We start from the raw sequence: 17,102 nt of genomic DNA, 5'->3' as shown, positions 1-17,102 counted from the left end.
CGCCGTTCGCTGAGCGAACGGCACGTGCACTAAGTGCCAAAGCGAACACCGAGCTACCGTTGAAGTGCCCTATTCTGCATAGGCAGCGGCTAGGATGGCAGCTAGCATTTGGACATCTGGAAAGGAAATTTGCGGCCTCGTCGGCATCTCGGGACCGCTTGAGCAGCCCACCACGTCCAGCGAACGCGGTGGATCAGCATTCCCGCTTCGTGCCGCTGAAATGACAGCCATGAAAGCCACCTCGAGCCCTCATACTCCACCAACATCTGGCTCGTCGGAACTGAAAGGTGCGCGTATTCTATTGGTTGAGGATTCCTGGCACGTCGGCACTGCCATCAAGCGTCTACTTCGTTCACTGGGAGCGGACGTGGCGGGTCCGGCTGCCACCATGGCTGACGCCGAGCGCCTGATCTCCGAGCGCGAGCCCGACGTGGCCATCGTAGACATCAATCTGCGAGATGGCGAGCGGGCCAATCCCTTGCTTGATCGCCTGCAGGAACAAGGCATTCCGGTGATCGTCATTACCGGTTACACATCAGTTTCCCTGCCCCCTGGAAAGGTCGAGGCCATTCTGCAAAAGCCCGTCAGCGTCGAACAATATTTGGCCATCTTGCGCCCGATCGTTGCTCGGCTGCCGGATCGATGAGAGATCCTCTCACAGGAGGCTACCTAGCTGCTTGATGGGGATTTCGATTGTACAGGACACGCCTTCAGGTGAAAACGCGAGGTCAACCGTACCTCCAAGCTCGTGAGGGATGAGCTCGCAAATCAAGCTAATTCCGTACCCACTCCTATACGGAGCTGATACCGGCGGACCACACGTCTCGCGCCACAAGATAATAAGACCAGGCGTTGCATCGTCACTATGCCCGCATTCCCAGCTTACAGATACCCGACCTTCGGGCATCGACAGCGCGCCGTACTTGGAGGCGTTGGTCACAAGCTCGTGCAGCACCATTCCCAGCGCCTCAGTTGCCGCGGCGTTGAGCGCAACGTCCGGGCCGCTGGTCGCCGTATTTGCGTTTGTCGCGTAGGGAGCTAGCTGGTGCCGAACAAGATCCGCAAGACGAACGCCCAGCCAACTACGTTGGCTTAATAGTTCGTGCGCAACTGCCATGCTCTGGATGCGTCTATCGAGTGCTTGGATGAACTCGTCGATTGTGCCGCTACCCTCGCGCGTATACATGGCGACCACGCCAACGCGGGCAAGCACGTTCTTGACGCGGTGGTCAAGCTCTGCGACCAGCATGCGTTGGTGCTCTTCGGCTCGCTTGCTCTTCGTGATGTCACGGGTCAGACCCTTGATGCGCAGGCATTTCCCATCAGCATCAAACTCGGCTGTTGCTGTTTCCTCAAGCCACATTTCTTGGGCGTCGGAGCGAACCACGCGGAATGTGACAGCATAGGAAGGGTTGTCAGGTCGGACGCTCCTCACATGCGCTTTGAAGTGCGCACGGTCATCCGGATGAATCAGCGCAAGGAAGCCAGCTACCGAAAGGGGCGCTTGCGGATCGTGCCCAAGAATATTCGCCGCGTTCTCGCTACGATGGGAAGAACCCGTACGGGCGTCCCACACAAAAGCAATCACCGCCCCGGCCGCAAGGGCCTTTTCCAAACGCGTCGCGACCTCCCTCAGCGCAGCCTCCTGGTGACGCCGCTCTGCGAAGAGCGCGGCAAGAACGAGCGTGCAGAGCGAAGTTGTCAGGATGCCCGCTTGGGCGCCCACGATACGGTCTTCGATTGGAAGCTCGGGGTCGCCGAAATATCCAATGCCAAAAGTTGTCGTCCACACGATCGTCAGTGCCACGACGAATGCCGCCGCCGCGGCGAATACCGGCCGGCAGCGGGCTGCTAGCCAGAGTAACAGGGGGAACAACAGGGCAATCGGTACCACAGTCGCAAATGATGTGCGCGGTAAAAAAATAACAAGCGTGATCGTCAGTGTTATCGCGAAAAGTGCTACAGCGCCTTCGAGGGCCTCGTTCAGCGGCGGAGGGTCGCGCGCGGCCGCGGCAGCTCCGACTAGCAGCGGCGAAACCGTTAGAATTCCGAGCGCGTCGGAGGCGAACCAGTGCTGCCAGATGGTCCAAATCGGCGCAGTCGAGACGTGAAACAACTTGAACCCCAGAACCCCGCCGATTCCCGAGATAGCGCTCGCCAACACGGCTGCCGCCAGCAATCCTAAGACTTGTCGCACGCGATCGAGGGCGAAACTCGAACCAAACCGGCGCTCGATGACGGCCGCCGCGAGCATCGCTTCTCCGGCATTGCACAACGCGAAAGTGACGGCGCCCGCAATGCTCCTGTCTCCCAAAAGATTGGCCGCGATCGTTGCTGCGGCCGCTCCGACGGCCACTGGCCATTTCGCCCGGGGACCAAATGCAATCAGGACGCCTGCCGCAACGCCGGAGGCCGGCCAGAACACTGCCACACCATCAGGTTTTGTCAGCAATGAAAGACTAAACCGCGCCGACAGGAAATAAACGATACCAACCCCAATCGCGACCGCCACCGCGTTGGCCAATTGCCACGTCGGATCAGCGACGGCGGGCCGCCGTTCCTTTTGTTCCGGGATTCTATGAAGGACGGGGCTTCGCGTCATTCACTTCCCCTCGCTCGCAACAAGACAGATATTGACGCCGTCGCCGAAGATATCGGCGTAGTAGAATCCAAACAGGATTGTTCTGTCCGACCATGCCGCGGTGGATCTGCTCGCGTAGCGCTGACGTAACTCGTCAGCCTACTGATCGCGGAGCTCGCGACGTAGAATTTTTCCGACATTGGATTTGGGCAGCGCGTCGATGAACTGAACAATCCTTGGCGTCTTGTATGCGGTCATTTCCTTGCGGCAATAGACCACCAAATCCTCCTCTGTCAAAGAGGCATTCGGCGCTTTGACGACAAACAGCTTCACCGCCTCACCCGTCTTCTCGTCCGACACACCGACGCACGCGCACTCCACTACCCCGGGACACGCGGTCGCAACCGCTTCGATTTCGTTTGGATAGACGTTGAAACCCGAGACAAGGATCATGTCCTTCTTCCGGTCGACGATCTTCAGAAACCCATTTTGATCGAGCATACCGACATCCCCCGTGCGGAAATAGCCATCAGCGGTGAACGCCGTCGCATTGACCTCCGGCTTCTCCCAATAGCCGCGCATCACTTGCGGTCCCTTGGCACAAATCTCGCCAGCTTCGCCGATCGCGACCTCACGATCGCTGTCGTCCAGAAGCTTGATGTCGGTCGATGGCACGGGCAAGCCGGTCGTTGCCGAGAACTCCGTCACGCGCATTGGATTGAACGACAGCACGGGGCTGGTTTCCGAAAGTCCATAGCCTTCACGGATGATTTGACCCGTAATTTGCCGCCATCTTTCCGAAGTAGCGGCGATCACGGCGGCCCCGCCACCCCCGGACAAGCGAAGATTCGAGAAGTCTACCTCAGCGATCTTGGGATGAGCAACCAAAGCGGCATACAGTGTGTTGACCCCCATGAATACCGTGGGCTTGGCCTGTTTCAGTGTCTGGATGAAGCTGTCCATGTCGCGTGGATTGGCAACAAGCCAGTTGTCGGCGCCAACCGAGAAATAGGTGATGAAATTCACCATCAGTGCGAAGATATGATAAAGCGGAATTGCGGTGACGATCACGTCTTCACTGGAGGGCGGAGCACCGCGCATCGCGGCCTTGAACTGTTCTGTATTGGCTATCAGGTTGCGATGTGACAACGCAGCGCCTTTCGACAGACCGGTCGTTCCGCCAGTGTATTGAAGGAACAATAGATCGTCGCCGTTTAGACCCACCGGTTTGAAATCCAGTGCGGCTCCTTCGACAAGCGCGTCGGCCAATGCAATGGCTCCCTTCAGACGCTCGTCCACCGGCGGGCTTGGCAAGCGCTGACCAGTGCCGTCGCCAGGGCCTGCGGTGATGACCGCTTCTAGCGGCGTCGCGGCGATAATTTCCGCCACGGTTGCCGATGACCCGGTGAAGACGACCATAATCTTGACGCCGGCATCGCGGAGCTGATGCTCGAGCTCACGCGGCGTATAGAGCGGATTGACGTTAACCTGCACGCCGCCAGCCCGGATGATCCCCAGGAAGGCGATAGGAAAAGCGAGCAGGTTAGGCATCATGACCGCAATGCGATCGCCCTTTCTCACCCCGAGCTTCGTCTGTAGGTAACTCGCGAAGTTCCGCGACTGCCGATCCACCTCGGCGTAGCTCAAGGTCTGCCCGAAGGATCGAAATGCAGGTTTCTGCGCATGAGCCTTCATCGCATCATCTAGCATGTGCACGACGGAGACATGCGCATCGGCGTTGATTTCGGCTGGAATTTCGCATTCACGGTATGTGGCAAACCATGGTCTTTCAGTCATGTTAAAACCCTCACCTCTGTCTTGTTGGTTGGCCAACCTCAACACCATCGTTGATGAATTGGAGAACGGCGCGTCGTTACTTCGCTACGATCGCAAAAGTCCCGGGCGCCTTGTCAATCAAGGTCAGGAAGCGGACCAGATCGATCCTGCTTCCATCGATCTTCAAGTCGTCGTTGAACAGAAAATCCTTTATGCCGGCGGTGCCGGCCATCATCCTGATAAAGATGGGCTTGGTCAGCGTGAGCGTCGCATTGGCATCGGCAGCGGGCTCCGACTTCTTGTGATGCAGGACCGCGTTCTCGATCCAAAGCACGAACGACTCCTTGGTATCCGAGAACACTAAATTTACCTTCAGATCCTTGCCTTCCGCAGCAGGCCCGTCCAGCCCAGCCGCCATCGCTTCCAGGAACCGCTCCACTGGGGTTTGCGAGAGCATGTCGATGAAACCCGAGCGATCGACGCCCGTCTTTGGCGGCCCATTGCGCAGCTCCATCGCCGCCGTTAGGTAGCTATTTCGCCACGTGGCGGCCTCAGCCATATAGCCCATCTGATCATATGCGCGAGCCAACAGATCCTTGGCGCCTTGATGGTCGGGTTGGCCGAAAACAACGTGGTTCAGCAACTCGGCTGTCCATCTGTAGTCACCCTTGTCGAACGCCGCCTGAGCAGCATCGACGGCTTTATCCGCGCCGCCAATGAGATCCAGGTAACGCTTGGCGGATTCCTGAGGTGGCAGTGAATTCAGATTGGCCGGATTGCCGTCATAGGCGCCAAGATAGAACTGGTACACGGCCTTAACATTGTGGCGCAGGTCGCCGTAATAGCCCCGCACGCCCAGATACGACTCCAGCGACTTGGGCAATTTGATCTTGTCGGCTATTTCGCGTGGCGTATAGCCGGCGTTGATCAAGCGTACCGTTTGGTCATGCGTGTACTTATACAAGTCGCGTTGCTTGGTTATGAACTCGGCGATGCGCTTCTGACCCCAAATTGGCCAATTGTGCTGACCAAAATAGACTTCGGAATCGCGAGTCTGCTCCAGCGCCTGCTCCATGTAGGCAGCCCAGCGAAGGGCATCGCGCACCTTGGCGCCACGGACCGGCAGCAGATTATGCATCGTTTGCGCCATATTCTCGGCGCCCGCATAGGCCTTCTTGTCAGGTATCGTGAAGGTCAACTCTGCGGGGGCTTCGGCGCCCGGCACGTTGTAGAACACGAAGCGTACGCCGTCGAGCGTCAACTCCTGCGACTCCTGCGTGATCAATTGCGTCGGCTCGAGGATACCGAACGAGCCGTAGGCTACGGCCTTGCCCAGTCCGGTATCGACCATCCCCTTGGGCGAACGTTCCAGGTTCTTGCCGAACTGATAGGCTGAACGTCTGCCCATTGCGGTGCCGACCATCACATTCTCGCTGGTCGCTTCCTCCATGAATCCTTCAGGGGCGACGACCGGAATGTTTCGTTCGGCGACTTCCTTTGCTGATAGAACGCCCATTGCTCCGCCGAAATGGTCGATGTGGCTATGCGTGAATATGATTGCTGATACCGGCTTGTCGCCCAGATGTTTGCGTGCAAACGCCAGCGCCGCGGCCGCGCTTTCGCGAGCGGTCAGCGCATCCACGACGATCCACCCGGTCTCGCCCTCGATCAGCGTCATGTTTCCGACGTCGAAACCGCGCAGCTGGTAGATTCCGTCGGTTACCTTGAACAGACCGATTTGGGCATTGAGGATGGCGTGACGCCACAAACTCGGATTGACGGTTGGCGGTGCCTTGCCTTCGACGAACTTGAAGTCATCGAAATCGATCAGCACATTACCATTTGCGTCGAGAATCTTGCCCTCGGGCCGTGCAATGAATCCACGCTTGGCGTCTTCGAGGTCCTGCTGGTCTTCAAGGTTGAGCTCTTGCGCAAATTTCTCATTAGCCTTCAGTGTAGCCGGCATGGAGTCCCCGCCGGTGCTGACGACCTCGGCCTTGTTATCGCAGCCCGTGAGCGCAAATAGCGACGCGACCAGCGCGCATTGAAGGATTTTCGTCATGGTTTTGATTCCCGTTACGAAATAGAGATTCAGACGTTTTCTCGGATTAGGTCGGTGGCCTTTTCGGCAATCATGATCGTCGGAGCATTGGTGTTGCCACCGACCATGGTCGGCATGATCGACGCATCAACCACGCGCAAGGCGCTGACGCCCCGCACCCGCAGCCGTGCATCGACCACGGCAGCCGGATCGCTTTCCGGTCCCATCTTGCAGGTTCCGACCGGGTGATACTGCGTGTCGGCGCGGCGGCGAATATCGTTCTCCAGGCCGGCGGGATCGTCGATCCGCGTCGGATACAGCATCTTGCCGCGGAGCCTGTCGAAAGGCTTCGCTTCGATGATGCTCTGCTGGAGCTGGGCTCCCTTGACCAACAGCTTCAGATCGCGTTCGTCGGAGAAGAAATTGGGATCGATTCTCGGCGCATCGCGCGGATCGGTGCTGTTAAGCTCCACCGTACCCCGGCTATAGGGACGCAAGACATCGACGTGGCAGGAGATGCCATGACCCAGGTGGAGCTTGCGCGCGTGATCGTCCACGAGAGCGATGACGAAGACCAATTGCAAATCGGACACCGAGACTTCCGGCGACGAACGAAGGAACGCGCCGGCCGTGGCATAAGTCGTTGTCACGAGACCTGTACGCTTCTTCTTCCATTCGATCGCCGCGCTTGCCAGCTTCATTGTGCCTCGCAACGAAGCGCCAACCGTTTCCGTGTTACTCGGCACGCGCCACGATTGGACATAGTCGATGTGATCCTGCAGATTCTTTCCAACCCCAGGCAGCTCATTCACAACGGGAATGCCGAGCTTTTTCAGATCCTCGCCAGGGCCGATGCCGGAAAGCTGCAGAAGCTGCGGTGAGCCAAAGGCTCCGCCCGCCAGGATCACTTCTCGTCGAGCCCGCACTTCCTTCAATTCACCCCCTTGGTAGTAAGTCACGCCGCATGCGCTACGATTTTCGATCACTACCTTTGCCGACACGGCATGGGTCAGAACCTCGAGATTTTTTCGCGACAGGTTCGGGGTGATGTACGCCTTGGCAGCGCTGCAGCGCTCGCCGTTCTTGTGGGTGACCTGGTATTCGAAGGCGCCCTCTTGCTCGGCGCCGTTGTAATCAGGATTCAGCCGGATCTGATGCATGGCCGCGGCGTCGAGAAAAAGTTTGGTGAACGGGCTCTCGTGACGCGGATAGGTAACGTTCAAAGGGCCGCCCTGCCCGTGAAAGCTATCCTTGAATTGCTCGTTATTCTCGGCGCGCTTGAACAGCGGCAACACGTCGTCGTAAGACCAGCCGGGATTGCCCAGCGAGGCCCAGTGGTCGTAGTCCCACTTGTTCCCCCGCACATAAAGCATCGCATTGATCGAGCTCGAGCCACCAAGCGTCTTGCCGCGCGGTTGATATCCGCAGCGGCCATTCAGGCCGGGCTGCGGCACCGTTTTGTAGGCATAGTTATTGATCTTGGTTGGCACCATCGCGACGACGCCCGCCGGCGCATGAATCAGGACGCTCTTGTCCCGCCCGCCTGCTTCCAGCAGACAGACGGTGACCTTTGGATCCTCGGTAAGGCGAGAAGCCAACACGCATCCGGCAGAACCGGCGCCGACGACAATATAGTCAAATTCACGGTAATTCATGGTGTGCTCTCGATGAGATGGCTAACGGATGGATGTTTCCTTCAGAGAGGGGTCGCCCGTCCCGAGAAACAGCTTCAGCGACAAGCGCTGCGCGAGATTGCCGTAAGGGGGGTAAAAAAGACCGACGGGAAAAAAGCGATGCCGCTTGAATACGGTCTTTGCGTGCGACAGCTCGCGAAAGCCTTCCACCCCGTGATAAGTGCCCATGCCCGAATGGCCGACGCCGCCAAAGGGGGCGTCATGATTGATTGCGTGCCATCCCCAATCATTGATGGTGACGCCGCCTGAATGAGTGCGGCGCAGGAGCGCCTGGCGTTCAGCTGCGTCATGACTGAAGCAGTACATCGCAAGCGGACGCTCGCCGGCATTGATGAGCCGGATAGCCTCTTCCAAAGTGTCGTAGGGCACCACGGGAAGAATCGGGCCGAACAATTCCTCGTTCATGATCCGCATTTCTGCGGTACAGTCGGTAACGATATGCAACGGCATCCGTCGGCCGTTGCGGCCTACGTCATAATCTGAGCAGGGAATAACCGTGGCGCCCTTTTCACGCGCGTCTGACAGCAATCCGTTGAGGCGCTCGCAGTGACGGTTATTCACGATCCACGTGTAGTCGTTGCCATCGGGATCGGATGCGCACATTTTCAGCGCGTTCGACTTAACTTCGGCGACAAAATCGTTCACCCGCTCGCGTGGGACCAATGCGTAGTCGGGCGAAACACAGATCTGTCCGCAGTTGGCAGTCTTACCGTGAGTAATCCGTTTTGCGGCATCGCCGAGGGGATAATCGCGCATGACAACCGCAGGCGATTTCCCACCGAGCTCCAAAGTCACCGGCGTGAGACTTTCGGAAGCGGTTCGCATGACAATCTTGCCGATGGCTGGCGAGCCCGTGAATATGAGGTGGTTGAACGGCAGCGCCGTGAAGACGTTGGGGTCCGCCAACTGCTCACCGACCACAGCGACTTCTTCCTCCTGAAAGATTTCACCGAGCATGCGCGCAAGCTCAGCGTTTGTGATGGGCGTGATCTCCGACATCTTGATCATCACCCGATTGCCCGCCGCGAGGGCGGCAATCAGCGGGCCGACCGCGAGATAGACAGGAAAATTCCACGGCACGATGATGCCGACCACGCCCTTGGGCTGATAGTTGACCGACAGACTGTTGGACAGGAACAGTAACTCGGTGGCGCGCCTGCTCGGCTTCATCCAGCCCTTGAGATGAGCGATAGCGTGGTTCGCCTCAAGCGTCGATCCGAGCAGGTCAAGCATTTTCGACTCGGTCGGCGCCCGGAAGCCGAAGTCGCGGCTCATGGCGCTGGCCAGCACGTCCTGATAGCGGCTGATCTGCCGTTTCAGCGCCTTGATGCTGGCTCGACGACGCGATGCCGATGGATAGGGATCTGCGTCGAAAGCCGCACGCTGTGCCGCAAATATTCGGGCGACGCGCAGCGCAGCATAGTCAACGGGGCTTCCGGACAATTTCATTCAACAATCCTCCCTCGGGACGCTTCTTAAGCCTGCGTTCAACCCGACGATGCGAGCTTTACTGGCGAGATCATCCGTCAAAAAGGTCGGATTCAGACAAGTTAGGGTGAAAAACTGCCAACTTGCGTTTTGCCTGCTTTACCAGCGCGATTACGGTAATCCAGCGTGAGCGCTTAGTGCTTCCTCACGCGGCCCACCTCTATTGCCGCTAACACGCAGAACGACGCGTTCGGGCCGAGGCCGCCATCTGACTTAAGTCGATCGAACTGCTGGCCCGATACGCTACTCAAGCTTTGCAGGTCCGCCTATGCGAATTCGGCATATGGACTTCGCGACGAAACCTGATGAGTAGATGCGCGAGTGGCAGCTAGTTTCGTTTAAATGCTGGCCCGGCAGAAAGGTCTCGATGGTTAGGGCTGTCTCGGCAGAGCGCGTCACGCGAAACAGATGCCCGTCGCGATGGCCTCTCGAGCTGGGCGTTCAGGATGAGATGCGTCAGGGTTCGACCGTTGACGAGAGGTGAGCGGTCGGAGTGCAGAATGGGCTCTCGCGCTTCGTGAATGGCGCGACGCGCTCTAAAAAGGTTGAAATCGTACAAGCTAAGGTGAAAAACTGTCATTCGCGTTCTACCTCGTCTTGGCTGAACGCGCCCGCGGAAACCCGGCTTCCGGCACGACGTACCGCAGCGCACCAAGGGATCAACATGCAGCCAGTCCGACCTGAACCAGCCGCCGCAGCGAACGATGTTCCTGGGCAGGTGCGCGGTGCATACGGCAGCGCTTCTGACCTAGTCACGCACAGCATGCTGGGAATTGGCGGTCTGTTCGAGGAGATGGCGTCTTACGGTATTTCGCGTGCGGCGCTGATTGCGAATACAGGCATCGAACTGGCTGCGCTGGATGATCCGGCGGCCCGCATGACCCATCAACAGAAGATTTTGCTTTTTCGCAATGTGCAACGCCTGTCGCCTCACGCTGGAGTCGGCCTGTTCGCTGGCCAGCGTCAGCGCCTTTAAGACTTTGGCGTGTTCGGCTATGCGCTCGCATCTTCAGCCACTTTGGGCGACGCTCTCGCCTTCGGCGTCAGACACGTCAGGCTGGCCGGGCCGGTGCTTGAGAAAAGCCTTCGCGTTGAAGACAATGTGGCGATCTTTGAGGGCCATGACCCCTTTGAACTCGGTGAACTGTTGCCACTCGTCAGCGAATTCTGGTTTAGCTCGACACACAGCGTGATCGGACGCGTCCTGGAACGTCCCTTTCCTTCCCGACGATTGCTGTTGCCCTATCCAGCGCCTAAACATGCTTCGCTCTATTCCGAAATCTTCCAATGTAAGGTCGACTTTAATGCCGGGACCATGCAATGGCACTTCGACGCAGCACTTCTCAAAGAGAAATGTCCAAATGCGAATCCGATATCGGCGCGAATGTGCGCAGACTTTTGCCATCGGATGCTGCAGTCGTTCAATGACGACGAGCCAGAATTAGTCAGGGCTGTCCGCTCTGCCTGTCTTAATGGCGTCGGTGGCTTTCCAAGCGTCGTTGACGTGGCAGCACGGATTAATGTCTCCCCACGCACGTTGCACCGTCGCTTGGCCGAATCCGGAATTAGCTATCAAGCTATTCTCGATGACGCGCGCCGCCGCCTGGCTGAGGAGTATCTTCGCAATACCGCTCTGAGCATTGAAGAAATTGCGGCGCGCACCGGGTTTTCCGAAGCCTCGAACTTTCGCAAAGCGTTCAAGAAATGGACTCAGGAACTGCCGGCGGATTACCGTCGTCGCACATCGCCATGGACAAACTAGTCGACGCCTGCGTTCTGGCAGAATCGTTCGCAATCCTACTTGACTCCGGTGCACACCCCCTGCCCACGAGCCCTCTAATTCGTCGAATAAATAAGCTCTCGCTCCAATCCATTCGCAAGGACGTTCTGAGCTCAGTCCGCTTCACCGCATGCGCGGAAATATCCATTGATCGGCGCTGTTCGTCATGTGCCAACAGGCGACACAAGTGATCGAGTGGATCTTCGGACGTTAGAGCGCAATTATCCGCTTCCTGCCGAAATCGCATAGTATCGCATTGGGTTCCGCTTTAATTTGTTAAGTCGGTCGAGGCCGCAGTCTTTTGGCGAAGCCGCTGATGTTCCGCGAGGATTAGCTCGCCTACGGAATGCGCGATTGTCTACCTCATTTGTCGCAGTTGAGCGGCGGCTCGCTTACTTCCCGCAGGAGCTATCAAGAAGGATACGGCCCCATGTCGAACTACGATCGAAATGCAGCTGCGCCCGACTTCTCCGCAAACCGCGTCACGGCGATAGACGTCGGCCTTCGCGCTTTCATGCTGCGCGTATATAATTACATGGCCGCCGGCGTTGGCTTGACCGGCGTTGCCGCATTTTTGACCTACCAGTTCACCGGCCCTGAAAGCCCGCTGATGTGGGTGCTCATACTGGCGCCGCTGGGGCTGGTGTTTTTTATCAGTGCCCGAATCAACACGCTGTCGGTGGAGGCTGCGCGAGGATTGTTTTTCCTCTATGCGGTCCTCGTCGGGATTTCATTGTCGACCATCTTCCACATCTACACGGAGTCCTCGATCACGCGGGTGTTCTTTATCTCGGCGGCGGCCTTCGGCGCGCTCAGCATCTGGGGTTACAGCACCCACCGAAGCTTGTCGGGATTCGGAACCTTCCTGTTCATGGGCTTGATCGGCATCATTGTCGCAAGCCTGGTCAATCTTTTTCTGAGATCGAGCGGGCTGGATTGGATGATTTCCATTATCGGCGTCGGCGTCTTTGCAGGCCTCACGGCCTACGATACCCAGCGGATCAAGGAGATGTACGCCCCCAGCGATGACGCCACTTCGGCCGGCCGCAAGGCCGTGATGGGTGCGCTGTCGCTCTACCTCAACTTCATCAACCTGTTCATGATGATGCTGCGCCTGATGGGCGGCCGACGCTAGAGTACGAGTGATTCTCGCATGCGAACCGCTCGCCAGCGGGTATGTCTGCTTCAAGTACAGACGTCGTCAGGTTGCCACGGCATGTCCGTTTGGTACCCGGCTTTGCATGAGAGATCTTCACGTTTCTGGCTTGGTCGGGGCTCCCATGTGCACGGACTTTTGGCTCGATTCACATGACCGCCGACCATAATGACCCTCCCCGGATCGGGTCCGGATCAAAGCTCACAATGTCGTTCGATTTTGCTTCCAAGTCGAACGCTGGGGGCCGTGCTTTCTTAGGGAATGATCAGGGACATTGCTCTAAAGCTTTGCGCCTTAGGGTCGACTTTCTTGCAATCCGTTCCACCGATCTTGCGGCCACCATCATCGCTAATCACATGAAGGTGGGTCTTGTCGCCCGGCGCAAAGAAGATTGCCTCCACATTCAGGATCCCGAGATTCATTCCTTTGATAATCTCAGGGTCTTTCCCCGGTCGTCCTGACCAAGTGTACGTTGCAAACGTTCCCACGTCATTGGGGGGCCCGGCTGCAATAAAGTAGAGGTTGCGCTCCGGATTGAACTCAATACTTCGGATGCCTCGACCGTCGAGCATAATTTCGATCGGCATTCCGATTTGGGCTTTCTTGCCCATGACCACCTCTTTTGGATTTTCGATTGGTACGATGAGCGCCTTACCGTCAGTGATCGGGTTACGAAATCCCAGCAGAAGGCGACCATCGGCCGTTGCGGCCAGACCTTCGATGTTAAACCCACCTGGTTCTTCAGGCGCGAGCGTGGCCGCAACCATCAGCTTGTATTTTGCGAGCTGGGGCGCGGCGATCAGATCGACCCGCAAGTTCGTGTAGGCAGTGCCTGCCGGTGTGAGTGTCACTTTACCGTCTTGGACCGCTACCGTGGTCGCAAACAGTCGATGCCGGCTTGGACGGTCCTTGCCGTTTTTGTTCTGCCCGTGCGAGGTAACCCAATAAATTTGATCGCCAATGCGTGTGGCGCCTTCGATGTCTGCCTCGGGTTCGTCGGGGTCGGGTCTCAGAAACTGGTCAATTGAAAATGCCCGAACGACATTCGGCTCGCCGAAGCGATAGACACGCAAGACGTTGTCTTCATCATTTGCGACCACAAACATATCCCCAGAAAGCGGGGCCGTAGCCGATGCATCGCAAATGCCCGAATATTCGTTGATCGGTGCATTCTGCTGGCCTGCAGCGGTGTTGCAGAACATCGCTAGGACTAATCCTATGATTCCGAGGCGCCTCATAACCATTCCTCCTTGGCGCGAAGAAACATGCAGTGCTTCAGTAGCTATCAGAACTGGAAGCCTGCGGATACGATCTTGCATCAGCGGAGTGGTGATTGCGGCCGGTTACAATGCGGCGCGCGTCGGCGAACATTGCGCGCTAGTGCGAAACGATTGAACCTGAGCCCTTCGTTCGCAATACGAGCAAACCGGCGTCAGGCCAGGACAGTCTCGACCACCGTCATGATTCCGATCGCGATAGTGGCAAGCCCCACTGCCCCCTGCAGGCCGCGATTGGCCCAGGTGAGCCAGCGGGCGGAGACCACGAGCGGGACGGCAATCACCATCGACAGCGCGCCCATGCCGATCATCGAGCCGACGCCGAACAAGGCGACATATCCGAGGCCGACCGCAGGACTGGAAGCCTGCGAAACCGTCAGCACCAGAAGCGCGGCAGAGCCCGCCATGCCGTGCATCAATCCGACCAGCAGCGTGCGCCAGCGGAAGCCATGTTCATGCGCGTGGGCGGTTCGGCAATGCGGCGTCGTTTCGCCGGCATGGCTATGGGCATGGAAATGCACCGTCCCGTCGCCATGGCCGTGCTGGTGGAAATGCACACGATCACGCCGCAGCCGCCACAGCACATGCGCGCCGAGGCCGATCAGCATCACGCCGACGGCGGTCTCCATCGGCCGGGCGATGGTTTCAGGAATGGCGCGGCCGAGCAGGATGGCGGCGCCGGCAAAGACGAACAGCGTCAGCGTGTGGCCGAGCCCCCAGGTCAGCCCGTGCTTGACGATATCGGCCACACGGCTGCGGCGCGCGGCGATGCTGGATACGGCGGCGATATGATCGGCCTCGAGCGCATGCTGCATGCCCAGCAAAAGCCCCAGCCCCAGAATTCCGAACATACGGCCTCCTAGCCCGCTCTGGATTCCATCAAATACCAGGCTTAAGCCCTACGGATCGGAAGATCGGCGGCCAACGGCCACGCCGAAGCTGCACTGCGTTGTCGCAAGTAGCATGACGCTGCAAAACGACCCATGATGCCTCGCGATCTAGAGAGGTGACATTTCGCTATCGCCAGACCCGGCGGTCCCCACACGGTCGTGCGAGGCGCTGCGGCAGCAACGGTGGGGGGTTACGGAACGCCGCCCAAGTGTTTCCGAAGGACTTTCACCAAACGTTTTCCGGTACTCAACGGAAAAGCGCCCAAGCTCAACGAAGCCAAATGAGGTCGCGATTTCAGTGACGGTCACACAACGGCCGCGGGCCAACAACAGCCCCCGCCTTGCTCCCGATAATCTCAGCATTCTTAGACGTCGGCAGGGCGGTAGGCCCCGGACCTTCTGAAAAGCCTTGCGCAGGGTTCGCTCGCTAACGGCCAGCGTTTGACAGAGTGTTGGAATATCGAGTGGGGTTTGAAAGTTGGCCAAGGCTAATCTCTCAGCCTGCTCGACCAATTCGTGGTTACCCACCCGCTTGCCAATGAGCACCACGGATGGAGTGCCGTTACAATTGAACATTTGCAGCAACCCCAATTGCGAACGCGCCATTAACGGCTCACAACGGAAACCCTGCATCGACATTCCTCAGATTGATATTGCCCTTTGGGGCAACTTTACGGGCACTGGATTGGGATGACCCGCTCGCCGACGCGCTGCGAAGGCTGTTCGGCGAACCACCGATGCTCGAACTTCCCCTTGGGCGCCTTTTCAGACGAGCCTACGTGCATGCGCTGTACGAAAGTGGGAATCTTTCGGATAGCTGCCTCCTGGCGATTCCCGGCAAACAAAAGCCCGCAACTGGGTGACTTTGCAATTATGATTAGAAACCAGTCGCTTGGTTGGTTGCGGGACAGGATTTGAACCTGTGACCTTCAGGTTATGAGCTATGTGAGGGTCCCTGTAGTTCGGCGGAAAATGCAAGGGACGCACTTTCGTCTGGGTAAAACTTGGGGCTTAGAACGGAACTGGAGCTAAAGCTTCTAAGCTCTTTCAAATATTGAACGAATTTCTTGATTCGGCGCCACGCACAGAGTTCGATACGTGTCCAGGAACCCCAGCCAGCCTTCTTGGTTCTTCCCCCTTCGCCGCGTCCTGATCACACACCGGCCACAACCGGCAGCTCCGCGATCATGCGAATGCCCGGCCGCCTCCGCCAATGAATGTGTGACGGCTCGACCGCCAGCTTTAATTCCGGCCAGCGCGTGAACAGCGCCTGCAGCGCGCAAATCCCTTCGATGCGCGCGAGCTGATGGCCGAGGCAGAAATGGATTCCCGTGCCGAACGACAAATGACGGTTCGGCCGCCGTTCGAGGTCAAGGCGTTCGGGACATTCGTTCGCGTCAGAGTCCAGATTGGCGGCGACAAGCATCGCCATCACCCGGTCGCCCTTCTTCAGTTTCACGCCTTCGAGATCGACGTCCTGGCGCACGTAGCGCGGTTTGGAGAATTGCACCGGCGAGACGAAGCGCAGGAATTCTTCGACCGCGAGCCCGGCGCGGCTCCAGTCCGCCGCGAGCCAGTCGCGGCGATCCGGATCCTTCAGCAGTTCGAACACCGATCCGCTGATCAGGTGCGTCGTGGTCTCGGAGCCGGCGTTGAGCAGCAGAAACACCATCGCGACCATCTCGTCCGGCGTGATGCGCCCGCCTTCCTTCTCGACGCGCACCAGTTCGGCGATCAATCCTTCGCCGCCCTGTTCGCGGGCAACCTGCAGACGCCCCTGCAGATAGCGGCGCATCCTGAAGAGCCCGCCGATCAACCGCAAAAAGCTGAATGCATTGGTGAGATGCGCGAGAGAATTGGCCCATGCGATGAATTTCGGCCGGTCGGCCGGCGGCAGGCCGAGCAGCTCGCAAATCACCGCAAGCGGCAGCGTTCGTGCATAACGCTGCACCAGATCGGCCGGGCTGCCCGCCGCAAACAATTCATCGGCGAGGCGATCTGCGATCGCGCGGATATGCGGCTCCATGTCGAGCACGGCGCGGCGGCGGAAAGCCTCATCGACGATGTCGCGCAGGCGCGTGTGGTCCGGCTCGTCCATCGTCAACATGTTGTTTGCGACCGTTCCGATTACTTTCGGCATCCACCAGGGCAGCCCGACCGGCACCCCGTCCTCCTTGCGCAGTGTGAACAGCGTGCCGTCCTTCAGCACACGCGCCGCCGCGTCGTAGGTCGTTGTGACCCAGACGCGGCCTATAATCGGGAATCTCGTCGCGACGGCAGGACCGATCGCGCGCAGTTGCGCGACGCCGGCCTGCGGGTCACGAAAAAACGCCTCGCTGGTGAAATCGAAATCCACATGTTGTGCCATCGCGCCGTTCCGCACTGCCGCTTCGCCACCTGGTGAAGATGGTGTGCGACA

The 17,102-nt window shown here is 58.4% G+C and carries 12 protein-coding genes and 1 pseudogene; 4 read left to right on the top strand and 9 right to left on the bottom strand.

All coding sequences use genetic code 11. The annotated features are described in order from the left end of the window. Positions 1–94: 94 nt before the first annotated feature. Positions 95–646 (top strand): response regulator, encoded by a 552-nt coding sequence (locus tag KIP88_RS07175; protein ID WP_214487147.1) that lies wholly within the window; start codon positions 95–97, stop codon positions 644–646. Between the two features lie 9 nt (positions 647–655). On the opposite strand, the gene KIP88_RS07170 is transcribed toward KIP88_RS07175, so the two are convergent. From KIP88_RS07170 to KIP88_RS07150, 5 genes are all read right to left on the bottom strand, one after another. Further along, positions 656–2,602 (bottom strand): MASE1 domain-containing protein, encoded by a 1,947-nt coding sequence (locus KIP88_RS07170; RefSeq protein WP_214487146.1) that lies wholly within the window; start codon positions 2,600–2,602, stop codon positions 656–658. Positions 2,603–2,740: 138 nt separating this feature from the next. Continuing rightward, the gene (locus KIP88_RS07165; RefSeq protein WP_249790567.1) at positions 2,741–4,378 is read right to left on the bottom strand and encodes an AMP-binding protein; all 1,638 of its coding nucleotides are present in this window, start codon (positions 4,376–4,378) and stop codon (positions 2,741–2,743) included. A gap of 76 nt (positions 4,379–4,454) precedes the next feature. Next, the gene (locus KIP88_RS07160) at positions 4,455–6,191 is read right to left on the bottom strand and encodes an alkyl/aryl-sulfatase (RefSeq protein WP_214487144.1); all 1,737 of its coding nucleotides are present in this window, start codon (positions 6,189–6,191) and stop codon (positions 4,455–4,457) included. A 257-nt stretch (positions 6,192–6,448) separates the two neighbouring features. Continuing rightward, complete coding sequence (locus KIP88_RS07155; RefSeq protein ID WP_214487143.1) at positions 6,449–8,053, bottom strand: GMC family oxidoreductase; 1,605 nt, start codon at positions 8,051–8,053, stop codon at positions 6,449–6,451. A 21-nt stretch (positions 8,054–8,074) separates the two neighbouring features. Continuing rightward, positions 8,075–9,541: a coniferyl aldehyde dehydrogenase gene (locus KIP88_RS07150; protein WP_214487142.1), complete on the bottom strand. Its 1,467-nt coding sequence runs from the start codon at positions 9,539–9,541 to the stop codon at positions 8,075–8,077. 703 nt (positions 9,542–10,244) lie between these two features. On the opposite strand from KIP88_RS07150, the pseudogene KIP88_RS46375 reads away from it, so the two are divergent. The 3 genes and pseudogenes from KIP88_RS46375 to KIP88_RS07135 all read left to right on the top strand — a co-directional run. Next, positions 10,245–10,919: pseudogene (locus KIP88_RS46375) on the top strand (AraC family transcriptional regulator); the annotation flags it as partial. Further along, positions 10,896–11,342: a helix-turn-helix transcriptional regulator gene (locus KIP88_RS46370; protein WP_308163305.1), complete on the top strand. Its 447-nt coding sequence runs from the start codon at positions 10,896–10,898 to the stop codon at positions 11,340–11,342. The pseudogene KIP88_RS46375 and the gene KIP88_RS46370, both read left to right, overlap by 24 nt. Positions 11,343–11,790: 448 nt before the next feature. Continuing rightward, positions 11,791–12,495, top strand: a complete 705-nt coding sequence (locus KIP88_RS07135; protein WP_214487139.1) for a Bax inhibitor-1/YccA family protein — start codon at positions 11,791–11,793, stop codon at positions 12,493–12,495. A 275-nt stretch (positions 12,496–12,770) separates the two neighbouring features. Here KIP88_RS07135 and KIP88_RS07130 read toward each other — a convergent pair whose 3' ends face one another. The 4 genes from KIP88_RS07130 to KIP88_RS07115 form a co-directional block, all read right to left on the bottom strand. Further along, positions 12,771–13,718, bottom strand: a complete 948-nt coding sequence (locus KIP88_RS07130; RefSeq protein ID WP_214487138.1) for a DUF3616 domain-containing protein — start codon at positions 13,716–13,718, stop codon at positions 12,771–12,773. Between the two features lie 230 nt (positions 13,719–13,948). Further along, entirely contained in the window at positions 13,949–14,644 is a 696-nt protein-coding gene (locus KIP88_RS07125; RefSeq protein ID WP_214487137.1) for an urease accessory protein, read from the bottom strand. Between the two features lie 147 nt (positions 14,645–14,791). Then, on the bottom strand, positions 14,792–15,259 hold the full coding sequence (locus KIP88_RS07120; RefSeq protein ID WP_249790610.1) for a helix-turn-helix domain-containing protein: 468 nt from the start codon (positions 15,257–15,259) through the stop codon (positions 14,792–14,794). Between the two features lie 577 nt (positions 15,260–15,836). Further along, positions 15,837–17,051: a cytochrome P450 gene (locus KIP88_RS07115; protein ID WP_214487135.1), complete on the bottom strand. Its 1,215-nt coding sequence runs from the start codon at positions 17,049–17,051 to the stop codon at positions 15,837–15,839. Positions 17,052–17,102: the final 51 nt, after the last annotated feature.

The organism is Bradyrhizobium sp. SRL28 (assembly GCF_018596315.1).
In the GTDB taxonomy this organism is placed as follows: Bacteria; Pseudomonadota; Alphaproteobacteria; order Rhizobiales; family Xanthobacteraceae; genus Bradyrhizobium.
Note: the sequence above shows the minus strand (reverse complement) of the source record. Positions and strands in the feature narration are given on the sequence as shown.

Coding starts and splice junctions, on each gene's coding strand:
- KIP88_RS07175 (WP_214487147.1), top strand. CDS start 95: ATGGCAGCTAGCATTTGGACATCTGGAAAGGAAATTTGCGGCCTCGTC.
- KIP88_RS07170 (WP_214487146.1), bottom strand. CDS start 2,602: ATGACGCGAAGCCCCGTCCTTCATAGAATCCCGGAACAAAAGGAACGG.
- KIP88_RS07165 (WP_249790567.1), bottom strand. CDS start 4,378: ATGACTGAAAGACCATGGTTTGCCACATACCGTGAATGCGAAATTCCA.
- KIP88_RS07155 (WP_214487143.1), bottom strand. CDS start 8,053: ATGAATTACCGTGAATTTGACTATATTGTCGTCGGCGCCGGTTCTGCC.
- KIP88_RS07150 (WP_214487142.1), bottom strand. CDS start 9,541: ATGAAATTGTCCGGAAGCCCCGTTGACTATGCTGCGCTGCGCGTCGCC.
- KIP88_RS46370 (WP_308163305.1), top strand. CDS start 10,896: ATGCAATGGCACTTCGACGCAGCACTTCTCAAAGAGAAATGTCCAAAT.
- KIP88_RS07135 (WP_214487139.1), top strand. CDS start 11,791: ATGTCGAACTACGATCGAAATGCAGCTGCGCCCGACTTCTCCGCAAAC.
- KIP88_RS07130 (WP_214487138.1), bottom strand. CDS start 13,718: ATGTTCTGCAACACCGCTGCAGGCCAGCAGAATGCACCGATCAACGAA.
- KIP88_RS07125 (WP_214487137.1), bottom strand. CDS start 14,644: ATGTTCGGAATTCTGGGGCTGGGGCTTTTGCTGGGCATGCAGCATGCG.
- KIP88_RS07120 (WP_249790610.1), bottom strand. CDS start 15,259: ATGTTCAATTGTAACGGCACTCCATCCGTGGTGCTCATTGGCAAGCGG.
- KIP88_RS07115 (WP_214487135.1), bottom strand. CDS start 17,051: ATGGCACAACATGTGGATTTCGATTTCACCAGCGAGGCGTTTTTTCGT.